At 36.3% G+C, this 24,417-nt stretch carries 31 protein-coding genes and 1 riboswitch; of the genes, 19 read left to right on the plus strand and 12 right to left on the minus strand.

Annotation, left to right across the window (positions count from 1 at the left end; translation table 11 throughout):
* Positions 1–154: 154 nt before the first annotated feature.
* Together AB2Q86_RS07120 and AB2Q86_RS07125 are read right to left on the minus strand one after the other, a co-directional pair.
* Positions 155–634 (minus strand): endolytic transglycosylase MltG, encoded by a 480-nt coding sequence (locus AB2Q86_RS07120; RefSeq protein WP_003729912.1) that lies wholly within the window; start codon positions 632–634, stop codon positions 155–157.
* A 27-nt stretch (positions 635–661) separates the two neighbouring features.
* Positions 662–1,018, minus strand: coding sequence for a hypothetical protein (locus tag AB2Q86_RS07125; protein ID WP_012581378.1), 357 nt, complete (start codon positions 1,016–1,018; stop codon positions 662–664).
* A gap of 197 nt (positions 1,019–1,215) precedes the next feature.
* Here AB2Q86_RS07125 and rpmG point away from each other — a divergent pair, with 197 nt between their 5' ends.
* From rpmG to AB2Q86_RS07155, 6 genes are all read left to right on the plus strand, one after another.
* Entirely contained in the window at positions 1,216–1,365 is a 150-nt protein-coding gene (gene rpmG, locus AB2Q86_RS07130; protein WP_003719608.1) for a 50S ribosomal protein L33, read from the plus strand.
* A 55-nt stretch (positions 1,366–1,420) separates the two neighbouring features.
* Positions 1,421–1,960 (plus strand): 5-formyltetrahydrofolate cyclo-ligase, encoded by a 540-nt coding sequence (locus AB2Q86_RS07135; protein ID WP_003729910.1) that lies wholly within the window; start codon positions 1,421–1,423, stop codon positions 1,958–1,960.
* Between the two features lie 98 nt (positions 1,961–2,058).
* Complete coding sequence (locus AB2Q86_RS07140) at positions 2,059–3,597, plus strand: rhomboid family intramembrane serine protease (RefSeq protein WP_014589065.1); 1,539 nt, start codon at positions 2,059–2,061, stop codon at positions 3,595–3,597.
* A gap of 12 nt (positions 3,598–3,609) precedes the next feature.
* Positions 3,610–3,822 carry a YqgQ family protein gene (locus tag AB2Q86_RS07145; RefSeq protein WP_012581376.1) on the plus strand — a complete coding sequence of 71 codons (213 nt, stop codon included), beginning with the start codon at positions 3,610–3,612 and terminating at the stop codon, positions 3,820–3,822.
* Between the two features lie 24 nt (positions 3,823–3,846).
* Positions 3,847–4,815, plus strand: a complete 969-nt coding sequence (locus tag AB2Q86_RS07150) for an ROK family glucokinase (protein ID WP_003736516.1) — start codon at positions 3,847–3,849, stop codon at positions 4,813–4,815.
* A gap of 133 nt (positions 4,816–4,948) precedes the next feature.
* The gene (locus tag AB2Q86_RS07155; RefSeq protein WP_003736517.1) at positions 4,949–6,040 is read left to right on the plus strand and encodes a hypothetical protein; all 1,092 of its coding nucleotides are present in this window, start codon (positions 4,949–4,951) and stop codon (positions 6,038–6,040) included.
* A gap of 17 nt (positions 6,041–6,057) precedes the next feature.
* On the opposite strand, the gene AB2Q86_RS07160 is transcribed toward AB2Q86_RS07155, so the two are convergent.
* From AB2Q86_RS07160 to comGA, 7 genes are read right to left on the minus strand one after another with little or no spacing between them, the layout of a single operon-like run.
* Complete coding sequence (locus AB2Q86_RS07160; protein WP_003729906.1) at positions 6,058–6,375, minus strand: hypothetical protein; 318 nt, start codon at positions 6,373–6,375, stop codon at positions 6,058–6,060.
* A complete protein-coding gene (gene comGF, locus AB2Q86_RS07165; RefSeq protein ID WP_012581375.1) occupies positions 6,372–6,839 on the minus strand; it encodes a competence type IV pilus minor pilin ComGF in 468 nt (155 codons plus the stop codon). Before comGF ends, AB2Q86_RS07160 begins: the two co-directional genes overlap by 4 nt.
* Entirely contained in the window at positions 6,802–7,086 is a 285-nt protein-coding gene (comGE, locus tag AB2Q86_RS07170; protein ID WP_014589066.1) for a competence type IV pilus minor pilin ComGE, read from the minus strand. Before comGE ends, comGF begins: the two co-directional genes overlap by 38 nt.
* Positions 7,079–7,501, minus strand: a complete 423-nt coding sequence (comGD, locus tag AB2Q86_RS07175) for a competence type IV pilus minor pilin ComGD (RefSeq protein WP_003729903.1) — start codon at positions 7,499–7,501, stop codon at positions 7,079–7,081. Before comGD ends, comGE begins: the two co-directional genes overlap by 8 nt.
* The gene (gene comGC, locus AB2Q86_RS07180; protein ID WP_003727484.1) at positions 7,498–7,821 is read right to left on the minus strand and encodes a competence type IV pilus major pilin ComGC; all 324 of its coding nucleotides are present in this window, start codon (positions 7,819–7,821) and stop codon (positions 7,498–7,500) included. The genes comGD and comGC overlap by 4 nt, the downstream gene beginning before the upstream one ends.
* Before the next feature lie 13 nt (positions 7,822–7,834).
* Complete coding sequence (comGB, locus tag AB2Q86_RS07185; RefSeq protein WP_012581373.1) at positions 7,835–8,866, minus strand: competence type IV pilus assembly protein ComGB; 1,032 nt, start codon at positions 8,864–8,866, stop codon at positions 7,835–7,837.
* The gene (comGA, locus tag AB2Q86_RS07190; protein WP_012581372.1) at positions 8,844–9,866 is read right to left on the minus strand and encodes a competence type IV pilus ATPase ComGA; all 1,023 of its coding nucleotides are present in this window, start codon (positions 9,864–9,866) and stop codon (positions 8,844–8,846) included. The genes comGB and comGA overlap by 23 nt, the downstream gene beginning before the upstream one ends.
* A 363-nt stretch (positions 9,867–10,229) precedes the next feature.
* A riboswitch (glycine riboswitch) is annotated at positions 10,230–10,321 on the plus strand.
* 83 nt (positions 10,322–10,404) lie between these two features.
* Between comGA and gcvT the strand changes: the two genes are divergently transcribed.
* Genes gcvT through gcvPB form a run of 3 tightly spaced genes read left to right on the plus strand, consistent with a single transcriptional unit; the run spans position 10,405 to position 14,318 of the window.
* Positions 10,405–11,493 carry a glycine cleavage system aminomethyltransferase GcvT gene (gene gcvT, locus AB2Q86_RS07195; RefSeq protein ID WP_012581371.1) on the plus strand — a complete coding sequence of 363 codons (1,089 nt, stop codon included), beginning with the start codon at positions 10,405–10,407 and terminating at the stop codon, positions 11,491–11,493.
* 15 nt (positions 11,494–11,508) lie between these two features.
* Positions 11,509–12,855 (plus strand): aminomethyl-transferring glycine dehydrogenase subunit GcvPA, encoded by a 1,347-nt coding sequence (gene gcvPA / locus AB2Q86_RS07200; RefSeq protein ID WP_012581370.1) that lies wholly within the window; start codon positions 11,509–11,511, stop codon positions 12,853–12,855.
* Complete coding sequence (gene gcvPB / locus AB2Q86_RS07205; protein WP_012581369.1) at positions 12,852–14,318, plus strand: aminomethyl-transferring glycine dehydrogenase subunit GcvPB; 1,467 nt, start codon at positions 12,852–12,854, stop codon at positions 14,316–14,318. Before gcvPA ends, gcvPB begins: the two co-directional genes overlap by 4 nt.
* A gap of 40 nt (positions 14,319–14,358) precedes the next feature.
* On the opposite strand, the gene AB2Q86_RS07210 is transcribed toward gcvPB, so the two are convergent.
* The 3 genes from AB2Q86_RS07210 to AB2Q86_RS07220 form a co-directional block, all read right to left on the minus strand.
* Positions 14,359–14,739: a rhodanese-like domain-containing protein gene (locus AB2Q86_RS07210; RefSeq protein WP_003722478.1), complete on the minus strand. Its 381-nt coding sequence runs from the start codon at positions 14,737–14,739 to the stop codon at positions 14,359–14,361.
* A gap of 61 nt (positions 14,740–14,800) precedes the next feature.
* On the minus strand, positions 14,801–15,073 hold the full coding sequence (locus tag AB2Q86_RS07215; RefSeq protein ID WP_003729898.1) for an AC76 family protein: 273 nt from the start codon (positions 15,071–15,073) through the stop codon (positions 14,801–14,803).
* A gap of 12 nt (positions 15,074–15,085) precedes the next feature.
* Positions 15,086–16,051, minus strand: coding sequence for a DUF1385 domain-containing protein (locus AB2Q86_RS07220; protein ID WP_012581368.1), 966 nt, complete (start codon positions 16,049–16,051; stop codon positions 15,086–15,088).
* Between the two features lie 179 nt (positions 16,052–16,230).
* On the opposite strand from AB2Q86_RS07220, the gene AB2Q86_RS07225 reads away from it, so the two are divergent.
* The 10 genes from AB2Q86_RS07225 to AB2Q86_RS07270 all read left to right on the plus strand — a co-directional run bounded on the left by AB2Q86_RS07225 (position 16,231) and on the right by AB2Q86_RS07270 (position 24,219).
* Positions 16,231–17,292 carry a Xaa-Pro peptidase family protein gene (locus tag AB2Q86_RS07225; RefSeq protein ID WP_012581367.1) on the plus strand — a complete coding sequence of 354 codons (1,062 nt, stop codon included), beginning with the start codon at positions 16,231–16,233 and terminating at the stop codon, positions 17,290–17,292.
* Between the two features lie 102 nt (positions 17,293–17,394).
* Positions 17,395–17,952 (plus strand): elongation factor P, encoded by a 558-nt coding sequence (gene efp / locus AB2Q86_RS07230; RefSeq protein ID WP_003722482.1) that lies wholly within the window; start codon positions 17,395–17,397, stop codon positions 17,950–17,952.
* A gap of 158 nt (positions 17,953–18,110) precedes the next feature.
* Entirely contained in the window at positions 18,111–18,590 is a 480-nt protein-coding gene (gene accB / locus AB2Q86_RS07235; protein WP_012581366.1) for an acetyl-CoA carboxylase biotin carboxyl carrier protein, read from the plus strand.
* Positions 18,591–18,603: 13 nt separating this feature from the next.
* Positions 18,604–19,968 (plus strand): acetyl-CoA carboxylase biotin carboxylase subunit, encoded by a 1,365-nt coding sequence (gene accC / locus AB2Q86_RS07240; protein WP_012581365.1) that lies wholly within the window; start codon positions 18,604–18,606, stop codon positions 19,966–19,968.
* A gap of 3 nt (positions 19,969–19,971) precedes the next feature.
* Positions 19,972–20,379: an Asp23/Gls24 family envelope stress response protein gene (locus AB2Q86_RS07245; protein WP_003729895.1), complete on the plus strand. Its 408-nt coding sequence runs from the start codon at positions 19,972–19,974 to the stop codon at positions 20,377–20,379.
* A 30-nt stretch (positions 20,380–20,409) separates the two neighbouring features.
* Positions 20,410–20,796 (plus strand): transcription antitermination factor NusB, encoded by a 387-nt coding sequence (gene nusB, locus AB2Q86_RS07250; RefSeq protein ID WP_012581364.1) that lies wholly within the window; start codon positions 20,410–20,412, stop codon positions 20,794–20,796.
* Between the two features lie 96 nt (positions 20,797–20,892).
* Positions 20,893–21,747, plus strand: coding sequence for a bifunctional methylenetetrahydrofolate dehydrogenase/methenyltetrahydrofolate cyclohydrolase FolD (gene folD, locus AB2Q86_RS07255; RefSeq protein ID WP_003726249.1), 855 nt, complete (start codon positions 20,893–20,895; stop codon positions 21,745–21,747).
* 18 nt (positions 21,748–21,765) lie between these two features.
* The gene (gene xseA / locus AB2Q86_RS07260) at positions 21,766–23,118 is read left to right on the plus strand and encodes an exodeoxyribonuclease VII large subunit (protein ID WP_003729893.1); all 1,353 of its coding nucleotides are present in this window, start codon (positions 21,766–21,768) and stop codon (positions 23,116–23,118) included.
* On the plus strand, positions 23,108–23,335 hold the full coding sequence (locus AB2Q86_RS07265; protein WP_003722489.1) for an exodeoxyribonuclease VII small subunit: 228 nt from the start codon (positions 23,108–23,110) through the stop codon (positions 23,333–23,335). The genes xseA and AB2Q86_RS07265 overlap by 11 nt, the downstream gene beginning before the upstream one ends.
* A 2-nt stretch (positions 23,336–23,337) precedes the next feature.
* On the plus strand, positions 23,338–24,219 hold the full coding sequence (locus AB2Q86_RS07270; RefSeq protein WP_012581362.1) for a polyprenyl synthetase family protein: 882 nt from the start codon (positions 23,338–23,340) through the stop codon (positions 24,217–24,219).
* The last annotated feature ends 198 nt before the right edge of the window (positions 24,220–24,417 follow it).

The raw sequence follows: 24,417 nt of genomic DNA on the forward strand, positions 1-24,417 counted from the left end.
TCGCTCCTTTGTAGTTGGGAGCATTCTATAGGTAAAATACCCCCGTATTAATTATGAGGTTTTCCATTTTTACAATTGCCATAATTCATCATCCTTTCTTTCTTAAATAATAACATAAAAAAGGAAACAAGCTCTATACTTGTTTCCTTTTTTATTAGTTTTTATGTGTTAAAATTTTTGCGATAGTTTCATAGCTCATGTCGCTTTTGAGGGTATAGCTACCATCACGAATGTATTTTTCGTAATTATTATCTCGTAAGTATTTATCGAACTCCGAGGAATTTTTAACAATACCGTTTGCATGAAGTTCATCACCAGCTTTAGAAGAAGGATCTCCTTTAGAAATCGTTAAAGTATAACTTTTTACTTTCTTTGCTTCTTCCGCTTTCTTTTTAGCATCGGCTTCTGCTTTTTTCTTTGCTTCTGTTTCCGCTGCTTTGTCCATTTCTTGCTGAGCTAATAATTTTTCATATTTGGTTTTCCATGTACTTGAGTTTTCATCAGAACCAGTTTTTGTTGATGTGGCTTTTGTTTCATCTGCTTTGGTCTGAGTTGAAAAAAACTGATTATACACCAGTAAGACAACGGCAGATATTAAGAAACCTAGTGCCAACATCCGTAAGTTTTTCTTCACAGATAGGCTCCTCCTTTAAATTTTAAATCAATGTTTTAAATATTCTTCAATGATTTTTTCTACTTCTTCTTTAGGCAATGATGACTGTTCGGCAATTTCTGAAGTTACGATTCCAGAAGTATAAAGGGTAATCACTTGTTTTTTCATTAATTCGCGAACTTTGGGACTATCAGGAACTTGCTCAGCCTCAACGCTTGGGCTATCCATTTTCATTGCTTTTTCTAGTTCAGTGATACGTTGTTTTAGTTCAAAGTTTTCTTGCATCCACTGAGCAGCAACATCTTCCAGTTCTTTTTCTAATTGTTTATTGTCGCCTTTTTGTAGAAACGAAATAACAAACATCGCAATAGCAGCAATTAGTAAGATAATTATGACTGTGGTCATGGGTTTTATACACACCTCTCTTCCATAAACTCTACTACTAGTTATAGCATAATTTAGCTCAAAACACCATCCGAAATAAGGTTTTGTAAAGAAAATAAAAAGAAAATGCATAGAGTCCTTGCAACAACTGATTAAAAATGATATTATTATACAGGTTTAGTAAATAAATTCGTCAGTCGGAGTTGGAGGGAAAAATAATGCGCGTTAATATTACTTTAGAATGCACTGAATGCGGTGATCGTAATTACATCACTACTAAAAATAAGCGTGAAAATCCGGAACGTATTGAATTAAAAAAATATTGTCCAAGATTACGCCGTGTAACTTTACACCGCGAAACTAAGTAAGCAGCAGGATCTCCATTCTGTTGCTTTTTTTATTAACAAAAAGGGGGAAGTCGAAATGGAAGATAAACGCCTACTACGCGAGCAAGTTTTACGGAATTTGAATAGCATTGATAGAGTGGAACATCGCGAACGTTCTATTAAATTAGCAGAAAAACTATTTTTATTACCAGAATGGAAAAACGCAAAGGTTGTTGGTATTACATTAGCAAGACACCCTGAAATTGAAACGGAAGCAATCATCCTTCAAGCAAAAAAAGAAGGAAAAACCGTTTTAATCCCAAAAACATACTATCCCAGCAGGAAAATGGAATTTAAAAAAATGGATTCTGTACATCCTTTAATAAAATCTAAGTTTGGTATTTTAGAACCAAATGAATTAGCGGAAACAGTAGATAAGAAAGTCATTGATTTATTAATCGTTCCTGGAGTTGTTTTTAATAAAGAACATTATAGAATTGGTTTTGGTGGGGGATTTTATGATAGATTCCTAACGGATTTTCAAGGGCAAACAGTATCTTTGTATCTTTATGAACAACAAATAGCGTTTACACCTGAAACACATGATAAACCAGTTTCTATCCTAATTGGAGGATAAGAAAAAATAATTCTATAGAAAATAGGGTGGATTGTTTACAACACCCTTTTTTTTGCGTATAGTAGTAAATATAATTTGTAATGAAAGCAGGGAATTTTTTGAGCTTCCAAGAACAATATGTCTTCTGGCGCCTAACTAATTATTTCTTGGGTGTTGAAAAATACCGTTTAATCCATCTTCATGAGGAGAAACAAGAACTTTGGTTGGAAAATACAAGCCAGAAAAAAAGACCAGTCATCCGTATTCAGATGAAAGAATTAAGTTGGGCTAATGTGGTGGAACGCGATGTGACACACACTTTACATGTAACTGAAAATCTTCGTAAGCAAATGGGGCGTTTAAAATTGCCTCTTGTGAATATTTATATAACACCATTTGAACCAATGGGTGATATTTCGCCTTTTTTTGGACATTCAATCGCTTCTCCAAATGAAAAAGTGAAATTAGAAAATATTTTACTCGCGAACGAACAAATGAGAGAGCATCTAGATATACTTATTAAAACGTTAGAATTACCCGAAGAAGCGTTTGTTCTTCCAACCGAAATAACAAAAGAGCTAGTAGCGAAAGAGCGAGAGCAAGTAATTGCTTATATCACTACTAAAGTAAATGAAGAACAAAAAGTTGCTAGAAATTCCAAACCAATTGTTACGTATACATTCTTAGGGCTTTTAGTTGCAGCGTTTTTGTGGCTTTCTTTCCAAGGTGGAACGACCAATTCATTTAACTTAATTAAATGGGGCGGGAAATTTAATCCACTTATTTATGCCGGAGAATGGTGGCGCTTTATTTCACCAATTTTTCTTCATAGTGGATTAATGCATTTAGCTTCCAATGCAGTTATGCTATATATTGTTGGTGCATGGGCAGAGCGTATTTATGGTAAATGGCGCTATGTTCTAATTCTTCTCTTAGGAGGAATATGCGGGAACATAGCCAGTTTTGCACTAAACATGAATTTATCTGTTGGTGCGAGTACTGCCGTTTTTGCAGTAATGGGCGCGCTACTTTATTTGGTTGTTTTAAAACCGAATCTTTATGCAAAAACCATTGGTGTCAGCATTGCTTCACTTGTCGCAATCAATTTACTAATTGACGTATTTTCTAGTCAAATTGATATTGCTGGCCATATTGGTGGTTTAGTAGGTGGCTTTTTACTTGCAGGAGCATTGTCATTACCGAAGCAATTCTTTCATTGGCGCCGCCTCGCATATGGTATTTCACTTTTTGCTGTAGCTATTTTATTTTTGTATTTTGGCTACCAAAAAGGAGAACAACCATATGATCCGATGCAAGCTAACGTAGCAGTACAACAATATCTTCAAGAACAAAATAAAAAAGAAGCAACAAAAATTACCGATAATTTAATTTCTAGCGGAAGTGCGGATGGCTATTCGTTTACGTATGCTTCATCAATCGCTTTACAAGACAAGCAAGTAGATAAAGCAGAAGCGATGGCTAAAGAAGCAATTAATATCGACAAAGACATCCCAGAGGCTCATTATTATTTATCCGTTTGCTATAGAATAAAAGGCGATATGCCAAATGCAATTAAAGAAGCGAACAGCGCTAGAGAATTTTCAAGCAATCCATTTTTTGATTCTTATTACGATGAGTTAGAAAAAATCAAAGAATAAGAGGTTTTTAATGTGAAAACAGTTTATGAAGTTGCCCAATTACTTAGAAAGCATGGCATTATTGTTTATTTAGGAAAACGACAATACGACATCGAAATGATGGAATATGAGATTACAGAACTTTTTAAACATAATATTTTAGATAGAGAACTTTTTGCTAGAGCTAGAAGTATATTGAAACAGGAATTAATCAAAGAACAACGGAAAAATAGTAGTTTAAATTAAATTGATTATAAGGAGAACAGCAGAATGAACAAAAAATTAATTGGTGTAGATTTAGGCGGGACAACAGCAAAATTAGCTATTTTAACAAAAGAAGGCGACATTGAAGAAAAATGGACAATTGATACAAATATTGAAGATAAAGGTGCCCACATTGTTAAAAATATTGGCGACTCTATCAATCAAAAATTAACAGATTTACAACTAGATAATGATATTTTTTACGGTATTGGAATGGGAACCCCAGGGACTGTTAATTATGAAACTGGTACAGTCAAAGGTGCTTATAACCTAGGTTGGGCTGAAGAACAAAATGTTAGTCAAGATTTAGAAAATATTACTGGTTTAAAAATCATATTAGATAATGATGCTAATGTTGCTGCTCTTGGTGAACGCTGGAAAGGCGCAGGCGAAGGTGGGGCTAATGTCGTTTTCGTAACACTTGGAACAGGCGTTGGCGGCGGAATTTTCGCAGAAGGCAAAATTTTACATGGTATTCGCGGAGCAGCTGGTGAAATTGGCCATGTAACAGTAGTTCCGGAAAACGGTTATGACTGTACTTGTGGTAAAAAGGGCTGTTTAGAAACTGTCGCATCAGCAACAGGAATCGTTCGAGTAGCGAAAGATTTAGCGAAAGAGTATACAGGTAAATCTGCGCTTAAAGATGCAATAAACAACGATGAAACAATTACTTCTAAATTGATTTTTGAACTAGGAGCAGAAGATGATGCTTTAGCAAATGAAACCATTGATAAAATTTCTTTCTATTTGGCATTAGCGCTTAGTCACATTGGTAATATGTTAAATCCAGAGAAAATTATTATCGGCGGTGGAGTTTCAGCGGCTGGCGACCAATTATTAACACCAGTAAAAACTTATTTTGAGACAATGGTTTTCCCGGCGGTTAAAGAATCTACTAAATTATCTATTGCGACAAAAGGGAATGACGCAGGGATAATCGGAGCCGCATGGTTAGCACTACCAAGTGAAGATTAATATTAATTTGTATAAGCTACAATAACACTCCATTATTGTAGCTTGTTTTATAAAGATAATCTTTCTATAACGCATTGTTTTAGCTTCCTATGAAAAGGGTAAAATTTTAGCATAGAGAGATTGGAGGCCAGAGATGAAAAAATCAAATGCTTTTTTGCTGATTACCTTATTAGTAGGGTTGGTTTTTATCTCTTTTGGTTGCTCGGAGGAAAAAGAAACGCCAAAAAAGACTGCAAAAGAAGTGCAAGGTGTTCAAATTAAAACAAAAGAATTCCAGCGAGTGGTTGGTTGGCTGTCAAAAGATTCTGTTTTGCTACAAACCAAAAAATCTGGAGTTACGTATTTTGAAGAATTGAATATTTACAATGAAAAGAAAAGACCAATCTTTAATACGAAGGAATCTATTTCTGAAGTGCAAATTAGTCCAGATTATCGAAACATCTTACTTTATTCTGCTGAATCAGCTGAAAAGGCAACGATGCGAATAATCGCTTTGAATGATGGTTCAACTGTTGCTTCACGTTCAACAAAACCTCTAACGACGACATTTTATTGGAATGATGAGTCGCCTGAAAAAATCATGTTTGTCTCATATAGCCCAGAATGGAATTTTCAAATAGAAAATTGGGATTATACGTTGAATCAACTGGATAAAATAGATGTCGCGTCACCTTTTATTTCCTGGTACGGAGATAATTTGGTGATTTCGAACAATAAAGACAAACCGGATGATGAATTAGGAAACCTTTATTTACAAGACATTAGAGATAACGCTACTAAAAATTTAATTGTAGCTAATATTATGCAATTTGCTGTTCACGATAATGTACTGCTTACAATTGAAAAAAACTCGGATGAAAAATTATTATACGATTTTAGAACACTTGGCTTTCAAAATTTCTTTTCGTATAATGCTGCTCGAGAGTATGATGAATTAGGGACTTTTGTTCCGTATTTTGATACAAATTTTGATAAGAATACTTTTCTAACATTTGTTCCATATAAAAGCGCTAAAATTGGCAGCGGAGCAAAAGAGTATAAGTTAGTAAAAATTGATCCAACGAACAAAAAAGAATCGACTATCTTGGAATTAATGGATAACCAACCTATTTTATCTTATGAAACAGGGGATTTAGTTCTCTATGGTTATTTATTTGATAAGGTAATCGATACGAAAACAGGTAAAATGTATAATTTAATTAATACACCAACTAAATCTTTTTAAAACAACGAGTTCCTTCTTTAAGGGCTCGTTGTTTTTGTTAATGTATAGCCGTTTTCTAGTGTGATTTGACAGTTGAATTCTGTTAGTTGATTATCCGTCGCCTGGCAATCTATCTTTGTGCCTTTGTAATTTGTTTTAAATTGATGTGAAAGTGAGGATGTTTCCTTAATTTCTATGAAAGCTAAATTTAGTTTAGTGGAGGCTAAATAATAATTTTGAATCATTTTTTCATATTGTATTTGTGTCTTAAAGATAGAAGCACTACCAGTAACGATTAAAATTGAAATAAGCGCAATGAAAATGGTAAATGGGAGCGTAAATGCATTAGTCTTCATGGATTGGATACCACTTCTGGTAATGCGAATACAGATGTATATATCTGGGTATTAGAGTCTTGCACCGTTAAATGAAGTTGTTTTTCTTTCTTGATTAATTGATAATCTTTCACATTAGTAAGCAATGGTTCATGTCCTTTTCCGTTTACTTGTCGACGAACTAAATCATTATATTTGGAATAGGTGATAAGATCTTTGCCATTACTAAAAGAAAGCTTATTCCCATCAATCTGAATATTAGTCGCTTTTTCTAATTCTAGACGAGTTTGAATGAGAAAAAGTTGCCATTCTGTTGTCTGATCAATGTTACTAAACTGGATAGTCTTGTTATAGCATTGAAAAAATAATGGAATGAGCGAGCTAATACTTAAAATAATCGTAATAGACAAGATTGTTTCAAGAAGAGTGAAAGCAGGTGAGCCATTTCTAAAAGATACATTTTTCTTCCAATTTATTTTTTGCACAAATTTGGATACCTCCTTGATAATGGAAACTTTGGATACGTTCATTCTTAAAGTTAACTGGAATGCTTTTGTGCCGTAATAGTTCGCTATGTTCGTAAATTTCTTGATAGACTCTGCTAGTTTCTTTTTGATAGTCTATTTTTTCAAAAATAGTCATTGCTGTGGGTAATAGAAAACTACAAACCATTGAAAAAAGGAGAAGTGAAACCATGCTTTCAACTAAGGAGAATCCGTTAATTTTATTCAATTCTAAAACGCCCCTTTCCGATTTGAAATATTAGCTTGTAGTTATTTGTCGAACTTGTCAGGTGAATTGTTGAAAAACGATTAATGGATCCATCTGTACTCGAAAAACGAAAATTTCCTATTTTTGGTTGTGTTAAAGTTAACGTCTGTGAGAATGGAAGGATAGCAAGTGTTGTTGAATTAGTATAGGTGATGAGTTGGTTTCTGATTGGATCAAATGAAATAAACGTATCTTGCTTTGTTGCTACAGCATTTATTTGCGCGTAGTAGATGGTGGCTTTTATTTCTTCTAGTAGTTGTTTCTCCCTAAGCGTGGATAATGTACTTGAAATAGGAAAGATAGTTAATGTGATTAGTGTAAAGCTGATAGTTAGTACAAGTAACATTTCTAATAAAGTAAATCCATTTATTTTCATTTTTTCTCAGAAACATTTCCTGAGCTATCTATCTTGATACTATTTCCATTAGGACAAGTTTTTTGGTTAGCTTTTAGATAACCTCCACTTACTAAATCAGCTACAGAAGGGATTGAATTTTTATCTAACTGGTAGGACTGAACTTGACCTTGAACCATTGAAATAAAGGCCTCGCATCCTTTATCGTTGATTGATTTACTTTGTGATACTATATTTGGAATAGTGAGGAGTAACAAAACACTAACCACTAACAATACAATTAACATCTCTACCAAAGTAAAGCCTCGCTCATCTCGCCAATCAATTTTCTTTTTAAACATTAAAACTCCTCCTTTAAATATGATTTACCATAGAAAACATGGGATATAAAATGGACAAATAAATGGATACAATTAAAATACCAATAACGATAAAAACAATTGGTTGGATAAATGAAAATAATTTTTCGGTTTTTTGAAGTGATTTCTGATGACATAAGTTATAATAAAATAAAAATTCTTCAGCTAAATTACCATTTTTTTCACCGTGGATAGCAATGTAATAAAGTTCTTTTTCAAATATAGGCATTTTTTCTAGTGCTTTTGTTAGTGATAATCCTTGTTCAAGCGTGGGAAGAATTTGCCTGGCGATTGCTTGAAAGAATGCGGGAGATTCTTCTTGCGCGAAGAGGTGCATGATATGCGTTATAGATAAACCACTTTTCAGCAGATATCCGAGTTCGCGCGAAAGGTATTGCGAATAATGAATTCTTGAAAATTGGCGAATATATGGAATACGACAATAAAAATAAGCTCGGTCGTAAGCATTTTTTTGCTTTTGTTTTCGAATAATGAAGCTGAAAATTAGAAAAAGGCTAAGTAAAAAAATTCCTAATAAAACTGGAACTTTTTCAAGCAGGAAATAAGTGAATTTAGTTCCGACAGTGCCGTTAGTTGATAGTTGTGTAAATAAAAGTTCGAATTTAGGTAAGAGAAAAATTCGAAGCAAGAAGAACACAATAATAACTGTAGAGAATAAGACTAGTGGATATTGGAAGGTCTTCATTAATGCGTTTTTTTCCTCCGCCTTTCTTTTCATATGGACGCCGGTTTCGTGAATTGTTTGCAAAAAGTAACCGTGACTAGAAGCGTAATGAAGTTGTGAACAAATGAATTCAGGAAATCCGTTTTTTGAAAGAGCATAGGAAAAAGAATTTCCGTTTGAAAGTGAAGTGATAATTTGTTCATATCTTTTGCGATATTTGGGTGAAGTAATGCTTAAATAGCTAATGGTTGCATCCAATGAGAATCCCTTTTCGAGTAAACTGGCAACTCTAATTAAAAATTCTCCGTCCTCTTTCCAATTAGTGCGCTGAAAAAAAGCCATAGGCAACTCCTTTCTCAAAGGTTCTTTTAATAGGGTATTTAGGCTTAATCTGCTGTTTATTAGATTGGAAGTAGGCTTTTATATCTTGTTGCGTAAGAACTTCATAGATAGCTGTTCTTTTTCGGTGCAAATGTGTACAAAGGGGATGGCATTTTTCTCCGCAGAAGGTGCAAACGAGGTGTGTCAGCTTCTGAAAGCTGATTCCGAGTAAGCATTGCGCTAATTCTTCTGAGCTAATACCGAATTCAAGTAATCTTAATAAAACTCCGTAAGCATCTCCTGCATGAACCGTGCTTAAAACTAAGTGACCAGTTAATGCAGCACGAACAACTATTTTAGCGGTTTCTGCATCGCGTATTTCTCCGATAATTAAAATATCAGGATCATGGCGTAAGACGGAGCGAATGATGGGCGCATAGGTGATGCTTGCCTTTTCGTTCACTTCGATTTGGAGAAAGCCGGGAGAATGATGTTCAACAGGATCTTCAATTGTAATGATCTGCAGTTCATCTTTATTTTCAATAGAAGAAACAAGGCTATACATAGAACTAGACTTACCACTACCTGTGCTACCAGAAAAAAGAAACAAGCCTGTTTGGTTTTTACACTGTTGTTGAATTTGTTTAGTGGATCTAGGAAACACACTGGATTTTAAAAATGGGATAGGGTACTTGTAACGAAAAATTCGAATAACCATGCTTTCATGAAAATCTTTGCCAGGCATAGTAGAAAGCCGTAAAGCAATTTTTTCTGTGTTTGTATTTTTTTCAAAACTACCGGATTGAGGTCGTCTTTTTTCGCTTATATCCAAAGCTGCTTGGAATTTAAGAAAAGATATTAACTTTTCTCCTACATCTATTGGAAGGTAAAGAAGCGGAATCAATGTCCCATTTACCCGAAGCCGGAGTAAGTAGCGGTTTGAGAGTGGATGAATATGAACATCGCTTGCATGGACACGTAATGCTTGAGTTATGATGTGTTCTGTCATTTTTTGCGGCATAAGAACCTCCTTACAAGTCATATTCTTCATAAGCAAACAAAATCCTTTGTGTCCGAATCTTTCACAAAAACGAAAATAGTATTTTCTAAATGCAAAAGTAGCATTTCAAGCTAAAATAATATTGAAAGTGATATTTTAGAAGCAAATAAGTGAAGAAAACATTTTTTTCGATTTTAATCATTTTCACAATCTATGTGCAATGAATAACAAACGTATAATCAAACGGTAATATCACAATAAAGCCCTTACATTCCGAACCAATATCAAAAATAAAGAAAATTTAGGCTTTAAAACTAATTATTTGCCGAACAATACAACTCATGATAAGCTATAGAAAAGGCAAATACATAATAGAATTAGCGGGTGAATGTAAACAGAGAGACTGCGAAAAGCAGCGCCGACGGGGAAAGCATGTATTATGTGAAACTCTCAGGCAAAAGGATGTTTACGGGACGCAACTCTGGAGTCATATTTATGTTACGACAGGGCTTATGAATCATATAAGCCTTTTTGTTATGTGAAAAAGGAGGATAAAATTATGACAGAGTTACTAAAAACACCGATTCATCCACTTTATGCAAAATATGGTGCGAAAACCATTGATTTTGGTGGATGGGATTTACCAGTACAATTTGCTGGTATAAAAGCAGAACACGAAGCCGTGCGAACTGATGCAGGGTTATTTGACGTGTCCCACATGGGAGAAATTTTGGTGGAAGGTCCTGATAGTACTTCTTATTTACAATATTTGTTAACCAACGACATTGAAAAAATAAAAATTGGTAAAGCGCAATATAACATTATGTGCTATGAAACCGGTGGAACAGTAGACGATTTAGTCGTTTATAAGAAATCAGAAACGGAATACATACTTGTTGTTAATGCAGCAAATACAGCTAAAGATTTTGAATGGATGGTAAAAAATATTCAGGGAGATGTCTCAGTTACCAATGTATCTTCGGAATATGGACAATTAGCTTTACAAGGGCCAAACGCTGAAAAAATTCTCGCAAAACTAACGGATGTAGATTTAAGTTCGATTAGCTTCTTTGGATTTGTGGAGGATGCGGATGTAGCAGGAGTGAAAACAATCATTTCAAGAAGTGGCTATACTGGAGAAGATGGATTTGAAATTTATATGCCAAGCGCTGATGCAGGAAAAGTTTTTGAGGCAATTTTGGCTGAAGGAGTAGCTCCAATTGGTTTAGGTGCACGGGATACATTGCGCCTAGAGGCAGTACTTGCGCTTTATGGGCAAGAATTGAGCAAAGACATTACGCCACTTGAAGCCGGACTTAATTTTGCTGTTAAATTAAAAAAAGAAGCTGATTTTATAGGTAAAGAAGCGCTTATTAAACAAAAAGAAGCCGGGCTGAACAGAAAATTAGTTGGTATTGAATTAATTGAACGAGGTATTCCGCGCCACGATTACCCGGTGTTTTTGAATGACGAAGAAATCGGCATTGTGACTTCTGGTACCCAATCACCAACACTTGGAACAAATATTGGTCTTGCTCTAATTGATACAGCTTACACAGAATTAGGTCAAGAAGTAGAAGTGGGTATTAGAAATAAAAAAATAAAAGCAAAAATAGTACCAACACCATTTTATAAACGCGCAAAGTAAAAAGGAGGAAATAATATGGCAAAACATCGTTATTTACCAATGACAGAACAAGATGAAAAGGAAATGCTTGATGTAATAGGGGTTAAGTCAATTGATGACTTATTTCAAGACATTCCAGAAAAAATTAGATTTAAACGGGATTATGATTTAAAACCGGCAAAATCTGAACCTGCACTATTACGCGAACTATCAAAACTTGCTTCTAAAAACGCTAATACAACAGAATATGCTTCCTTTTTAGGAGCTGGTGTCTATAGTCATTACATTCCAACTGTTGTGGATCACGTTATTTCTCGTTCAGAGTTTTATACAGCCTACACGCCTTATCAACCTGAAATTTCGCAAGGGGAGTTGCAGGCAATCTTTGAATTCCAAACGATGATTGCGGAACTTACTGGAATGGACCTGGCTAATTCCTCGATGTATGACGGTGGGACAGCGCTCGCGGAAGCAGCTATGCTAGCAAGTGGGCATACAAAGCGCAAAAAGATTCTCATTTCCGGAGCTGTTCACCCGGAAAGTAGCAATGTATTAAAAACCTATGCAACTGGTCAACATATAGAAGTAGAAGTTATTCCAGAACTAGATGGCAAAACAGATATTGAGGCGCTAAAAAAAGCTCTTTCAGATGATATAGCAGGTTTTGTTGTACAATATCCAAACTTCTATGGACAAGTGGAACCTTTGGCAGAACTTGAAAAATTAGTGCATGAAAATAATTCTTTATTACTTGTATCGAGCAACCCGTTGTCTCTAGGCTTGTTAACACCACCAGGAGAATTTGGTGCAGATATTGTTGTGGGTGATTCGCAAGTATTTGGTATCCCAGAATCATTTGGCGGACCGCACTGTGGCTTCTTTGCGGTAACAAATAAATTAATGCGTAAAGTTCCTGGACGTTTAGTCGGGGAAACTGTAGACGAGAACGGGAAGCGCGGGTATGTACTAACATTACAAGCACGCGAACAACACATTCGCCGTGATAAAGCGACGTCTAATATTTGTTCCAATCAAGCGTTGAATGCATTAGCTTCTTCTGTCGCAATGGCAACCCTTGGAAAAACAGGTCTTGTAGAAATGGCAAAACAAAACTTAGATAAATCTCATTATGCCAAACAAAAATTCCGTGAAAAAGGCTTTGAAGTTCTATTTTCAGATGGCTTTTTCAATGAATTTGTTGTAAAACTTTCGAAACCAATCAAAGAAGTGAACGAATCACTTTTAGATGAAGGGATTATTGGTGGGTATGACCTTGGTTTTTATGAGGAAAAATACAAACATCATATGCTTGTAGCAGTTACTGAAATGCGGACAAAAGAGGAAATTGATGCCTTTGTGGCTAGCTTGGAGGGTGCAAAATGAATTTAGAAGAAACGATGCCATTAGTGTTTGAACGTTCTATTCCGGGAAGAATTGGCTTTAGTTTGCCAGAAAGCGATGTTCCAGAAACAAATGCCGGTGATTATTTTGATCAAGCGTATATTCGTTCTGTACCAGCAGATTTACCTGAATTGAGTGAGCTCGAAATCATGCGTCATTATACTAATTTATCCAATCATAATTTTGGAGTAGATTCTGGTTTTTATCCACTTGGCTCCTGTACGATGAAATATAACCCTAAAATCAATGAAAAAGTAGCTCGATTCCCAGGCTTTGCGAATATCCATCCAAATCAACCAGAAAGCTCTGTCCAAGGCGCGCTAGAACTACTGTATGACTTACAAACAAGTTTAGTTGAAATTACTGGAATGGATGAAGTAACGCTCCAACCAGCTGCAGGAGCACACGGTGAATGGACTGGATTAATGCTTATTCGTGCCTTCCATGAAAAAAATGGGGATACAAAACGCACAAAAGTTATCATCCCAGATTCTGCGCATGGAACGAATCCAGCATCCGCGGCAGTAGCAGGCTTTGATGTGGTCACAGTGAAATCGAATGAAAAAGGACTTGTCGATGTAGCTGATTTGAAAAAAGTAGTAGGCGAAGATACAGCTGCATTAATGCTTACAAACCCAAATACACTCGGCCTGTTTGAAAAAGATATCGTTGAAATGGCGGAAATCGTTCATGAAGCTGGCGGGAAATTATACTATGATGGCGCCAACTTAAATGCTATTATGGCGAAAGTTAGACCAGGAGACATGGGCTTTGATGTCGTTCATTTAAATTTACACAAAACATTTACTGGTCCTCACGGTGGTGGAGGCCCTGGCTCTGGACCGATTGGCGTGAAAAAGGAATTAATCCCATTCCTACCAACACCAGTCCTTACGAAAAAAGATGAAGGATACACGTTTGATTATAACTACCCGGATTCTATTGGTCGTGTGAAACCTTATTATGGTAACTTCGGCATCAATGTTCGCGCGTATACGTATATTCGCACGATGGGCCCAGATGGTTTGAAATTAGTGACAGAATATGCTGTTTTAAATGCCAACTATATGATGCGTAAACTGCAAGAAGCTTATGATTTACCATTTGATCAAGTGTGTAAACACGAATTTGTTTTAAGTGGTAATAGACAGAAGAAACTAGGCGTAAGAACTGTTGATATTGCGAAACGATTGCTAGATCATAATTTCCATCCGCCAACTGTTTATTTCCCGCTAATTGTTGGTGAAGCAATCATGATTGAACCGACTGAAACAGAATCGAAAGAAACCCTAGACTCTTTCATCGATACGATGTTGAAAATTGCGAAAGAAGCAGAAGAAAATCCTGAAATCGTCCAAGAAGCGCCTCATAGCACCTATGTAAAACGACTAGACGAAACACGTGCTGCTAGAAAACCGATTTTACGTTATCAAAAAGAAGTATAAAAAGAAGCCTTGTTGCGAAACTTCGCAGCAAGGCTTTTTCTTATTTAGATTTAGTTTTTCCTGTCCATTTACGGTAGCCGCCTTTAAGCTGATACACTTGTTTGTATCCGCGTTTGTAAAGCATAATTGCTGCACGGTTACTACGTTGTGCTGTTTGGCAGTATAAGTAAACTGGTAAATCTTGACGAATTTCTGTTGTACGGTTTTTCATTTGTGTAACTGGGATATTTCTAGCTCCAAGAATATGTCCAGCATCGAATTCATTTGGCTCGCGAACATCAATTAACTGTGCTTTACGATAACCTTTTTTAAATTCTTCTTCTGTTAAAACTTTTACTGCTTTGCGACGCATTACAAACTGGTAAATTTCGTATCCTAGAAGAATAACCAGAATGATAATTGCTATAATCCAACTAATCAATTGTGTAAACCCCTTTCATCCTGAAAACTGCTTTTTTTAAAGCATCCTTTTCTATTATAACTTATTTTTTGCCACCATCAATCACTTTGAAAGAAGATTTTCGTTTTTTCTTCGTTTTTTTCTTCGGATCATGTAAATTTTTCGATTGTTTTACTGCTTTTTGGTAATTACTGTCAGTTTTTCTATTTGTGAAAAGCCGCAGTAGAAGGGTGAAAATAAGTGTCCCGATTAAAACGGAAATAATTAAGGTGAAAAATGATTTAAAACCACCCATTAAAAGCCCAATACCAACAAGCGCAAGTAAAATAATAACTATGAGGGGATACTTCTTCAAATTAATCCACTCCTATTCTAAAAGTTCCAGATTCTCCGGTTCCGCTACATCTACTGGTGCGCCTTCTTTTTCTACTCGTAAAAGTTCATTAAAGGATGCGATGGCAACCTCCACTTGATCATCAGACGGTTCTTTTGTTGTAAGAAGTTGTAGCCATAAACCCGGGACCCCTAAATATTTAAGAACTGGGATATTGCGGCATTTATTAGTTAATTGAAGTACTTCAAATGCTACACCAAGTACGACAGGAATAAGTAAAATCCGGTCGACCACACGAAGCCAAAGAGGATCAGTTGGTACTAACAAATAAATAAACATACCAACAATAACTGTAAATAAAATAAAGCTACTACCACAACGATAATGAAGTCGCGATTGTTTCTGTACATTTTCAACCGTTAAAGGTAAATTTTCTTCGTAACAATTTATTACCTTATGCTCAGAACCGTGATATTGAAAAACTCGTTTAATAATAGGGGTCTGAGAAACCGCGAAAATATAGGTTAATAGAAGAATTAATTTGAAAAGACTCTCTAAAAATACTTGAGCCGTATCGCCTGGAACGATAGGACGGAATAATTCCGCTAAAAATACAGGGATGAGCGTCATGATAAATTTTGCAAAGACGAAAGATAAAATACCGATGACAGCAACACCAAGCCACATCGCGACTTTTGATTCTTTCTTTTCAATTTTTTCTTCTTCTACTGGATTATTTGGATCTTCGTCATATCGGTCTGTTGCAAAAGCGAGGTGTTTGGAACCGATAGCGCTAGATTCAATTAATGCGACAATTCCTCTTAAAAAAGGGATTTTCTTCATACGCATAACCCAAACTGGACTATTTTTTTCTAAATAAAAATATTCTAATGAACCATCTATACGTCTAATCGCTGTTACGGTCTGTTTTCTGCCGCCAAACATGACGCCTTCAACTACAGCTTGACCGCCATATGATGGTACGTTTTGTTTGCTCAAAGTTTTCACCAGCCTATTCATGTTTACTAATATGTTATTTTACGCTAAAAATAGTTTTTCGTATAGCGCAAAACGCCTAAAAAAAGTTATTTTTTCTAAATTGTGATAAAATAGTTTCGAACGCGTCTAATAATGCGATTTTTGCGCGCCTAAAATTTGATAAAAGTGGGGGAATAAAAATGTCTAAATTAACTAAAATTCAAGAAACGCTGGGCAAGGAAAAAATAGAAGCAGTTCTTGTCACAAGTGAGTTTAATAGAAGGTATGTATCAGGTTTCACTGGAACAAGTGGTGTGGCGCTAATTTTACCTGAAAAAGCTTATTTTGTAACAGATTTCAGATATACGGAACAAGCAGCAAAACAAGCAGAAGGATACGAAATTGTACAACATACTGGTCCGATTTTTGATACAGTAGAAGATTTATTAATTAAAAATGATACAAAAACACTACATTTTGAAGCGGATTATGTGACTGTATCTGAATTTAAACAAATGGAGCACGTATTTAATCGTCAATTAATCCCACTTACTGGCTTCTTTGAAGAAATGCGTAAAGTGAAAACAGCAAGTGAACTAAAAGCAATCCGCACAGCTTGTGATATTGCTGATGCAGCTTTTGCACATATCATTCAATTTATCAAACCAGGCATGGCTGAAATCGAAGTATCTAATGAACTAGAATTCTTTATGAGACGTGCGGGAGCTACTTCCTCATCGTTTGATACAATCGTCGCATCTGGTGTTCGTTCTGCGTTACCGCATGGTGTTGCTTCAGATAAAAAAATCGAAGTTGGCGATTTCGTTACAATGGATTACGGCTGTTACTATGACGGTTATTGTTCAGATATGACAAGAACTATCGCGGTCGGTGAACCTGCTGAAAAATTAAAAGAAATTTACCAAATTACGTTAGATGCGCAATTAAAGGTAATCGATAGCTTAAAACCAGGTATGACTGGAATTGAAGCAGATGCTATTGCACGTGATTATATTTCTTCTTTTGGATATGGCGATGCATTTGGACATTCTTTAGGACATGGTATTGGACTAGAAATTCACGAAGGGCCTAATTTATCCTTTAAGAGCCCTCAAAAACTAGAAGTCGGACATGTTGTGACGGATGAACCAGGAATTTATTTACCAGGAATCGGTGGCGTTAGAATTGAAGATGATCTCTTAATTACAGAAACAGGTAATGAGATTTTAATTCATTCACCAAAAGAATTAATTATTTTATAAAATTCCTTTGTAACTTTGTGTGTTTTATGGTTAAATAAGTAAGAATGAGCAGTTTTAATATGCTCCAAATAAAGATACTTTGCAAATTACAGGAGGAAAAACATGATTTCAGTAAATGACTTTAAAACAGGGTTAACAATAGAAGTAGATAATGGTATTTGGCGTGTGCTAGATTTTCAACATGTAAAACCCGGAAAAGGAGCAGCATTCGTTCGTTCCAAATTACGTAACCTTCGCACAGGTGCAATCCAAGAAAAAACATTCCGTGGTGGCGAAAAAGTAGCAAAAGCGCAAATCGACAACCGTAAAATGGCCTACTTGTATGCTGACGGCACAAATCACGTATTCATGGATAATGAGTCTTATGAACAAATTGAGCTTCCAGAAGACCAAATTGCTCATGAACTTAAATTCCTAAAAGAAAATATGGAAATTAATATTATCATGTATCAAGGCGAAACAATCGGTATTGATTTACCTAACACAGTAGAATTAGTTGTTACTGCAACTGATCCTGGAATTAAAGGTGATACTTCTTCAGGCGGTTCTAAACCAGCCACGCTTGAAACTGGTCTTGTTGTTCAAGTGCCATTTTTCGTTAATGAAGGAGACAAACTAGTAATTAATACAACCGAAGCGGCGTATGTTTCTCGGGCGTAAGCAAGAATCGTTTACTACAGCTGGAGTTAATTCTTCAGCTGTTTTTCTATTTCTTAGCGCTTCCAGTACACCTTTTGAATAAAAAGTATGGTACAATAAGGACAATGCGTGATTCATGCAATTTTTTATTTTTAGTATTATTAAGGAGTGTAAATGGTATGTTATCAATAGATGAAATTAAACAGCTAATCGAGCTGATTGACGAGTCAACCCTAGATGAATTTGAGTTAGAAACGAAAGATAGTAAGATTTTGCTTAAAAAGAATAAAACGGTTGTTGCTGCAGCAGTCCAAGAAGCACCAATTGCTATCACACAAGCACCAGCTCAGGCTGCACCAGTAGCACAAGCTCAACCAGCTGCTCCTCAAGCGGAAGCAAATACAGCGGAAGATGCTAGTTTAGAAGTCATTACATCTCCAATGGTTGGGACTTTTTATGCGTCTGCTTCACCAGAAGATGCTAATTTTGTTAGCGTTGGATCTAAAGTATCTGCGCAATCTGTTGTATGTATTGTAGAAGCAATGAAATTATTCAATGAAATTACTGCTGATATCGACGGAGAAATCGCAGAAATTCTTGTTTCAAGTGGCGAATTAGTCGAATTTGGACAACCACTATTCAAAGTTAGAAAAAAATAAGGGGTCGAAAAACATGATTAAAAAAGTACTGGTAGCGAACCGTGGAGAAATCGCTGTCCGTATCATTCGCGCTGCAAAAGAACTTGGAGTGGAGACAGTGGCGATTTATTCGGAAGCAGATAAAGAAGCGCTACATATTCAGCTGGCGGATGAAGCTTATTGTGTAGGTCCCGCGGCAACAAAAGATAGTTATTTAAATATGTCCAACATTATTAGTCTGGCAGTTTTAACGAACTGTGATGCTATTCACCCAGGCTATGGTTTCTTAGCCGAAAATGCAGATTTCGCGGAGTTATGCGAAGACTGTAATATTACTTTTATCGGACCAAGTGCTTCTGCTATTTCGCAAATGGGAACAAAAGATGTTGCTCGAGAAACGATGCGTAAAGCAGGTGTTCCAATTGTTCCTGGTTCACAAGGAATCGTTAAGGATGTAGAAGATGGCAAAAAAATCGCTAAGAAAATCGGTTATCCGGTTATCATTAAAGCAACAGCTGGCGGTGGCGGTAAAGGTATCCGTGTAGCAGAAAATGAAGAGAAATTAATTTCTGGCATTCAAACTACCCAACAAGAAGCCGAAGCCGCATTTGGTGATCCTGGCGTTTACTTAGAAAAATATATTCAAGATTTTCGCCATGTAGAAATTCAAGTGCTTGCTGATAACCATGGTAACGTTATTCATTTAGGAGAACGTGATTGTAGTATTCAACGCCGCTTACAAAAGCTAATTGAAGAATCACCATCACCTGCCATTGATGAAAAAACTCGCCAAAAAATGGGGAAAGCTGCTGTTAAAGCTGCCAAAGCCGTGAATTATTCTGGCGCAGGAACGATTGAATTCATTTTCGATCACCATGAAAATAATTTCTACTTTATGGAAATGAATACGCGTATCCAAGTAGAACACCCGGTAACCGAGCTTGTTACTGGTGTTGATTTAGTGAAACAACAATTTCTAGTTGCTTCTGGGGAAGAACTACAAATTAAACAATCAGATGTGAAATTAACAGGTTGGGCGATGGAATGTCGGATTAACGCTGAAAATCCAGAGAAAAACTTTATGCCTGCTCCAGGAGAAATTAAATTTTATCTTCCTCCAGGTGGCTTAGGTGTCCGGATTGATTCAGCAGCTTATCCAAACTACAAAATCCCACCATACTATGATTCGATGATTGCTAAAGTAATCTGCTACGCGGAAACACGGGAAGAAGTGATTCAAAAAATGAAACGTGCGTTGTCCGAATTTGCCATTGATGGTATTCCTTCAACCATTCCGTTCCATTTACGTGTATTAGATAATGATGTGTTTTTATCGGGCGACTTCAATACCAAATTCTTGGAGCAAAATGATGTAATGAATCTTTCTAAGGAGGGCTAAATAATGGCTTATACAAAAGATTTGCGTAAACAAAATGATGCACCGCTTGGCAAAATTGAGATTGCACCTGAAGTAATTGGCGTAATTGCTGGTCTTGCTGCAAGTGAAATCGAAAATGTTGCTTATATGCAAGGTGGCTTTGCGACAGAAATGCGCGAAAAATTCAGTGGTGCTGTAAACTATCGTAAAGGCGTAAAAGTAGAACTAACCGAAGAAGGAATTCTAATCGAACTTTATTGTACAGTCTTATTTGGCGCAACAATTCCACTTGTTGCTCAAAATATTCAAGATGCTGTCAGAGATACCATTTTTAATATGACTGGGTTAAATGTACTCGAAATCAACGTTCATATCGTTGGTGTACAATTTGAAAAAACAGAAACACTTTCCTTCGATGATTTTGAGCTATAAAATTCAAGGAACAAAAGGAGCAGCTTTAACATGAAAAGAAGAGAGGCGCGCGAGAAAGCACTTCAAGCACTATTCCAAATAGAGCTAAACGAAATGTCGCTAGATCAAGCAATTAAAAACATCATGGAAGACGAGCAAGACGACTATATGGAAAAATTAGTCGAAGGTGTAATGGCGAATAAAGCTGAAATTGATGCTATTATTGAGCCTAACTTAGACAATTGGCGTATAGATCGTTTGAGTAAAGTAGATTTATCTTTACTTCGCTTGAGTGTTTATGAGATTAAGTACTTGGATGATGTGCCAAATAGAGTTAGTTTAAATGAATCCATCGAAATTGCAAAAATTTACAGCGATGAAAAATCAAGTAAATTTATTAATGGCGTACTTGCTAATATTGCACCGGAAGATAAATAAGCTTGATTGAGTGCAAGGGAACTCCCTTGCACTCCCTTATTTCGTGATTTTTTAAGAATAATTACGTGGAACTTATTTTTAAAGGGGGCAATACTCATGGGAGAAATTATTGATGGCAAAAAGTTAGCAAAAGAAATTCAAGAAAAAGTAACAAGAGAAGTAGCTGAATTAGTAAAAGAAGGTAAGAAACCAGGTCTTGCTGTTGTGCTCGTTGGCGACAATCAAGCATCTCGTACATATGTAAGAAATAAACAAAAACGGACAGAAGAAGCGGGGATGAAATCCGTTTTAATTGAACTTCCAGAAAATGTAACAGAAGAAAAATTACTATCTGTTGTAGAGGAGCTTAACGAAGATAAAACTATTCATGGCATCCTCGTGCAGTTACCATTACCAGAACACATTTCAGAAGAAAAAGTAATTGATACTATTAGCTATGACAAAGATGTTGACGGTTTCCATCCAGTGAATGTAGGTAATTTATTCATCGGAAAAGATTCTTTTGTTCCTTGTACACCTGCAGGGATTATTGAACTTATAAAATCAACCGGCACTCAAATAGAAGGCAAACGCGCTGTCGTTATTGGTAGAAGTAATATCGTAGGAAAACCAGTAGCTCAATTACTGTTAAATGAAAATGCGACAGTTACCATCGCGCACAGCCGTACAAAAGATTTACCTCAAGTAGCGAAAGAAGCAGATATTCTTGTTGTAGCGACAGGTCTAGCGAAATTCGTGAAAAAAGATTATATCAAACCAGGCGCGATTGTTATTGATGTTGGCATGGATCGCGATGAAAACAATAAGCTATGCGGTGATGTGGACTTTGATGATGTGGTAGAAGAAGCAGGATTTATCACGCCGGTACCAGGTGGCGTTGGCCCGATGACTATCACGATGCTACTTGCGAACACATTAAAAGCCGCAAAACGCATTTGGAAAATGAATTGATTAATTGGATGTGAAATGATGGAGCAAGATAAATATTTGACGGTAGCAGCAATAACCAAATATATCGAAAAAAAGTTTGAAGTAGATCCTTACATGAAGCAAGTTTTTGTGCGCGGTGAAATTTCTAATTTAAAACAACCAGCGAGTGGACATCTATATTTTACGGTAAAAGATGAATTTGCGATGCTTCGTTCTGTCATGTTTCACAAAGCAGTTCAAAAAATTGGTTTTGTCCCAGAAGATGGTATGAATGTCCTTATCACAGGACGAATTGGCGTATTTACAAAAGCTGGTCGCTATCAGTTTTATGCAGAACATATGGAACCAGATGGCGTCGGAGCGCTTTATATTCAATTAGAGCAATTAAAATCGCAATTGGAAAAGGAAGGGCTTTTTGCGGAAACGCATAAAAAAGTGCTTCCTTCTTTCCCGTCCAAAGTCGCTGTCGTTACGTCCAAAACTGGTGCGGCTGTTCGTGATATACTAACCACCATTCATCGAAGGATGCCTTCTGTGGAAGTGATTGTTTATCCAACTATTGTTCAAGGGGAGAAAGCAGCTCAAAAAATTGTCGAAAACATCGGCAAGATTAATCAGCGAAATGATATTGATGTTATGATTATTGGGCGCGGTGGTGGTTCGCTTGAAGAACTATGGGCTTTTAATGAAGAACCTGTTGTTCGAGCAGTATATGATTCCGATGTACCTGTAATTTCAGCGGTCGGACATGAAACTGATTTTGCATTAAGCGATTTTTCTGCAGATGTACGAGCTGCAACGCCAACTGCGGCGGCAGAACTTGCTGTCCCAGATTATCGCGATTTAGAAGAACGATTAGCAGAACGTAAATACCGTTTGCTCGCAGTTACCAGACAAGTATTAGAAAGAAAAGAACGGTCACTAGAGCAACTTAAACAACACTTGATTCTAAATGGTCCGAAACATCAATTAGAACAGCAAATGGAACGTACAGATTATTTTTCCGAACGATTAAATAATGCTTTTTCTAAACAAATATTTGTTAAGCAAACAGCTTTTGACCGGTTAAATGATCGGCTCCATTACTACCATCCGAACAAAGAAATTGAACTTCAAAAAGAACAAATGACATTACGCCTTCAAGCGTTGGATAAAGCGATGAAGCAACTTTTGAAAGACAAGCAACAATCTTTCTTTAGGCAAGTAGATGCGCTAGAGCATTTGAGTCCTCTTTCTTTATTGAAACGAGGATTTGGTGTAACGTATAAAGAGAATACGCTGGTCAAATCAGTGCAGGAGCTTGAAGTCGGCGATAATATCCAAGTGAAAATGCAAGGCGGACAGATAGAGGCACTCATTACCGCGAAGGAGGAAGATACAAGTGGCAACTAAAAAGAAAACTTTTGAAGAAGCAATAGCAGAATTAGAAACAATCGTAGAAGCGCTCGAAAATGGTAGCGCCTCACTCGAAGATTCTCTCGATATGTATCAAAAAGGAATCGAACTAACTAAATTGTGCCAAGATAAATTACAATCAGCCGAAAAACGAATGGCAAAAGTAGTCACAGATGCAGGAGAAGAAATTCCTTTTGAAGCGGATGGTGAATAAATTTGCAAGATTTAACCCTTTTTCTAGAACAATATAAAAAAATCATCGACGAGTCCCTTTTTAAAGAAATAAGTGAGCGGAAAATCGAACCTACTTTAAAAGAATCCATGTTATATTCTGTTCAAGCAGGCGGAAAACGGATTCGCCCCATGCTCGTTTTTGCTACGCTTCAAGCCTTAAAAGTTAATCCACTTTTAGGTGTGAAAACAGCAACGGCATTAGAAATGATTCATACGTATAGCCTTATCCATGATGATTTGCCTGCAATGGATAATGATGACTATCGTCGCGGCAAATACACTAATCATAAAGTTTTTGGGGATGCAACAGCGATTTTGGCAGGAGACGCTTTACTAACGCTTGCTTTTTCTATTTTAGCGGAAGACGAAAATTTATCTTTTGAAACACGCATTGCTTTGATTAACCAAATCAGTTTTAGTAGTGGTGCAGAAGGAATGGTTGGCGGTCAACTTGCAGATATGGAAGCGGAAAATAAACAAGTGACATTAGAAGAGCTATCATCCATCCATGCACGGAAGACAGGCGAATTATTAATTTTTGCCGTAACTTCTGCTGCGAAAATTGCAGAAGCGGATCCGGAACAAACGAAAAGATTACGGATTTTTGCGGAAAATATTGGGATTGGATTTCAAATTAGCGACGATATTTTGGACGTAATTGGCGATGAAACGAAAATGGGTAAAAAGACAGGGGCGGACGCTTTTCTGAATAAAAGTACCTATCCCGGATTACTCACGCTTGATGGTGCTAAAAGGGCATTAAATGAGCATGTGACGATTGCAAAGTCAGCGCTTTCAGGACATGATTTTGATGACGAAATTCTCTTGCAACTTGCTGATTTAATCGCACTTAGAGAAAATTAATCATAATTATCTAGTAATTTCAAAATTTTTTCACATATATAATTCAAATTGATTTGCTTTTCCTAAAATACCGTGTTATACTAATGTAAGATTATTTTTGTGGGTGAAAGATACGATTGTGAACAACTTTCCATCTCGTGCCGTTAAGCAAGAATAGTAAATAATTAGTGTGCATAACACACGAGGAGGAACATGAAC

Origin of the sequence: Listeria monocytogenes (genome assembly GCF_041765605.1) — a bacterium.
Lineage (GTDB): Bacteria > Bacillota > Bacilli > Lactobacillales > Listeriaceae > Listeria > Listeria monocytogenes_D.

What these genes read in the sequence shown, in the direction of transcription:
- AB2Q86_RS07125 (WP_012581378.1), bottom strand. Translation starts at nt 1,018, where the DNA reads ATGACCACAGTCATAATTATCTTACTAATTGCTGCTATTGCGATGTTT.
- rpmG (WP_003719608.1), top strand. Translation starts at nt 1,216, where the DNA reads ATGCGCGTTAATATTACTTTAGAATGCACTGAATGCGGTGATCGTAAT.
- AB2Q86_RS07135 (WP_003729910.1), top strand. Translation starts at nt 1,421, where the DNA reads ATGGAAGATAAACGCCTACTACGCGAGCAAGTTTTACGGAATTTGAAT.
- AB2Q86_RS07150 (WP_003736516.1), top strand. Translation starts at nt 3,847, where the DNA reads ATGAACAAAAAATTAATTGGTGTAGATTTAGGCGGGACAACAGCAAAA.
- AB2Q86_RS07155 (WP_003736517.1), top strand. Translation starts at nt 4,949, where the DNA reads ATGAAAAAATCAAATGCTTTTTTGCTGATTACCTTATTAGTAGGGTTG.
- AB2Q86_RS07160 (WP_003729906.1), bottom strand. Translation starts at nt 6,375, where the DNA reads ATGAAGACTAATGCATTTACGCTCCCATTTACCATTTTCATTGCGCTT.
- comGD (WP_003729903.1), bottom strand. Translation starts at nt 7,501, where the DNA reads ATGAAAATAAATGGATTTACTTTATTAGAAATGTTACTTGTACTAACT.
- comGC (WP_003727484.1), bottom strand. Translation starts at nt 7,821, where the DNA reads ATGTTTAAAAAGAAAATTGATTGGCGAGATGAGCGAGGCTTTACTTTG.
- comGB (WP_012581373.1), bottom strand. Translation starts at nt 8,866, where the DNA reads ATGGCTTTTTTTCAGCGCACTAATTGGAAAGAGGACGGAGAATTTTTA.
- comGA (WP_012581372.1), bottom strand. Translation starts at nt 9,866, where the DNA reads ATGCCGCAAAAAATGACAGAACACATCATAACTCAAGCATTACGTGTC.
- gcvT (WP_012581371.1), top strand. Translation starts at nt 10,405, where the DNA reads ATGACAGAGTTACTAAAAACACCGATTCATCCACTTTATGCAAAATAT.
- gcvPA (WP_012581370.1), top strand. Translation starts at nt 11,509, where the DNA reads ATGGCAAAACATCGTTATTTACCAATGACAGAACAAGATGAAAAGGAA.
- gcvPB (WP_012581369.1), top strand. Translation starts at nt 12,852, where the DNA reads ATGAATTTAGAAGAAACGATGCCATTAGTGTTTGAACGTTCTATTCCG.
- AB2Q86_RS07225 (WP_012581367.1), top strand. Translation starts at nt 16,231, where the DNA reads ATGTCTAAATTAACTAAAATTCAAGAAACGCTGGGCAAGGAAAAAATA.
- efp (WP_003722482.1), top strand. Translation starts at nt 17,395, where the DNA reads ATGATTTCAGTAAATGACTTTAAAACAGGGTTAACAATAGAAGTAGAT.
- accB (WP_012581366.1), top strand. Translation starts at nt 18,111, where the DNA reads ATGTTATCAATAGATGAAATTAAACAGCTAATCGAGCTGATTGACGAG.
- accC (WP_012581365.1), top strand. Translation starts at nt 18,604, where the DNA reads ATGATTAAAAAAGTACTGGTAGCGAACCGTGGAGAAATCGCTGTCCGT.
- AB2Q86_RS07245 (WP_003729895.1), top strand. Translation starts at nt 19,972, where the DNA reads ATGGCTTATACAAAAGATTTGCGTAAACAAAATGATGCACCGCTTGGC.
- nusB (WP_012581364.1), top strand. Translation starts at nt 20,410, where the DNA reads ATGAAAAGAAGAGAGGCGCGCGAGAAAGCACTTCAAGCACTATTCCAA.
- folD (WP_003726249.1), top strand. Translation starts at nt 20,893, where the DNA reads ATGGGAGAAATTATTGATGGCAAAAAGTTAGCAAAAGAAATTCAAGAA.
- xseA (WP_003729893.1), top strand. Translation starts at nt 21,766, where the DNA reads ATGGAGCAAGATAAATATTTGACGGTAGCAGCAATAACCAAATATATC.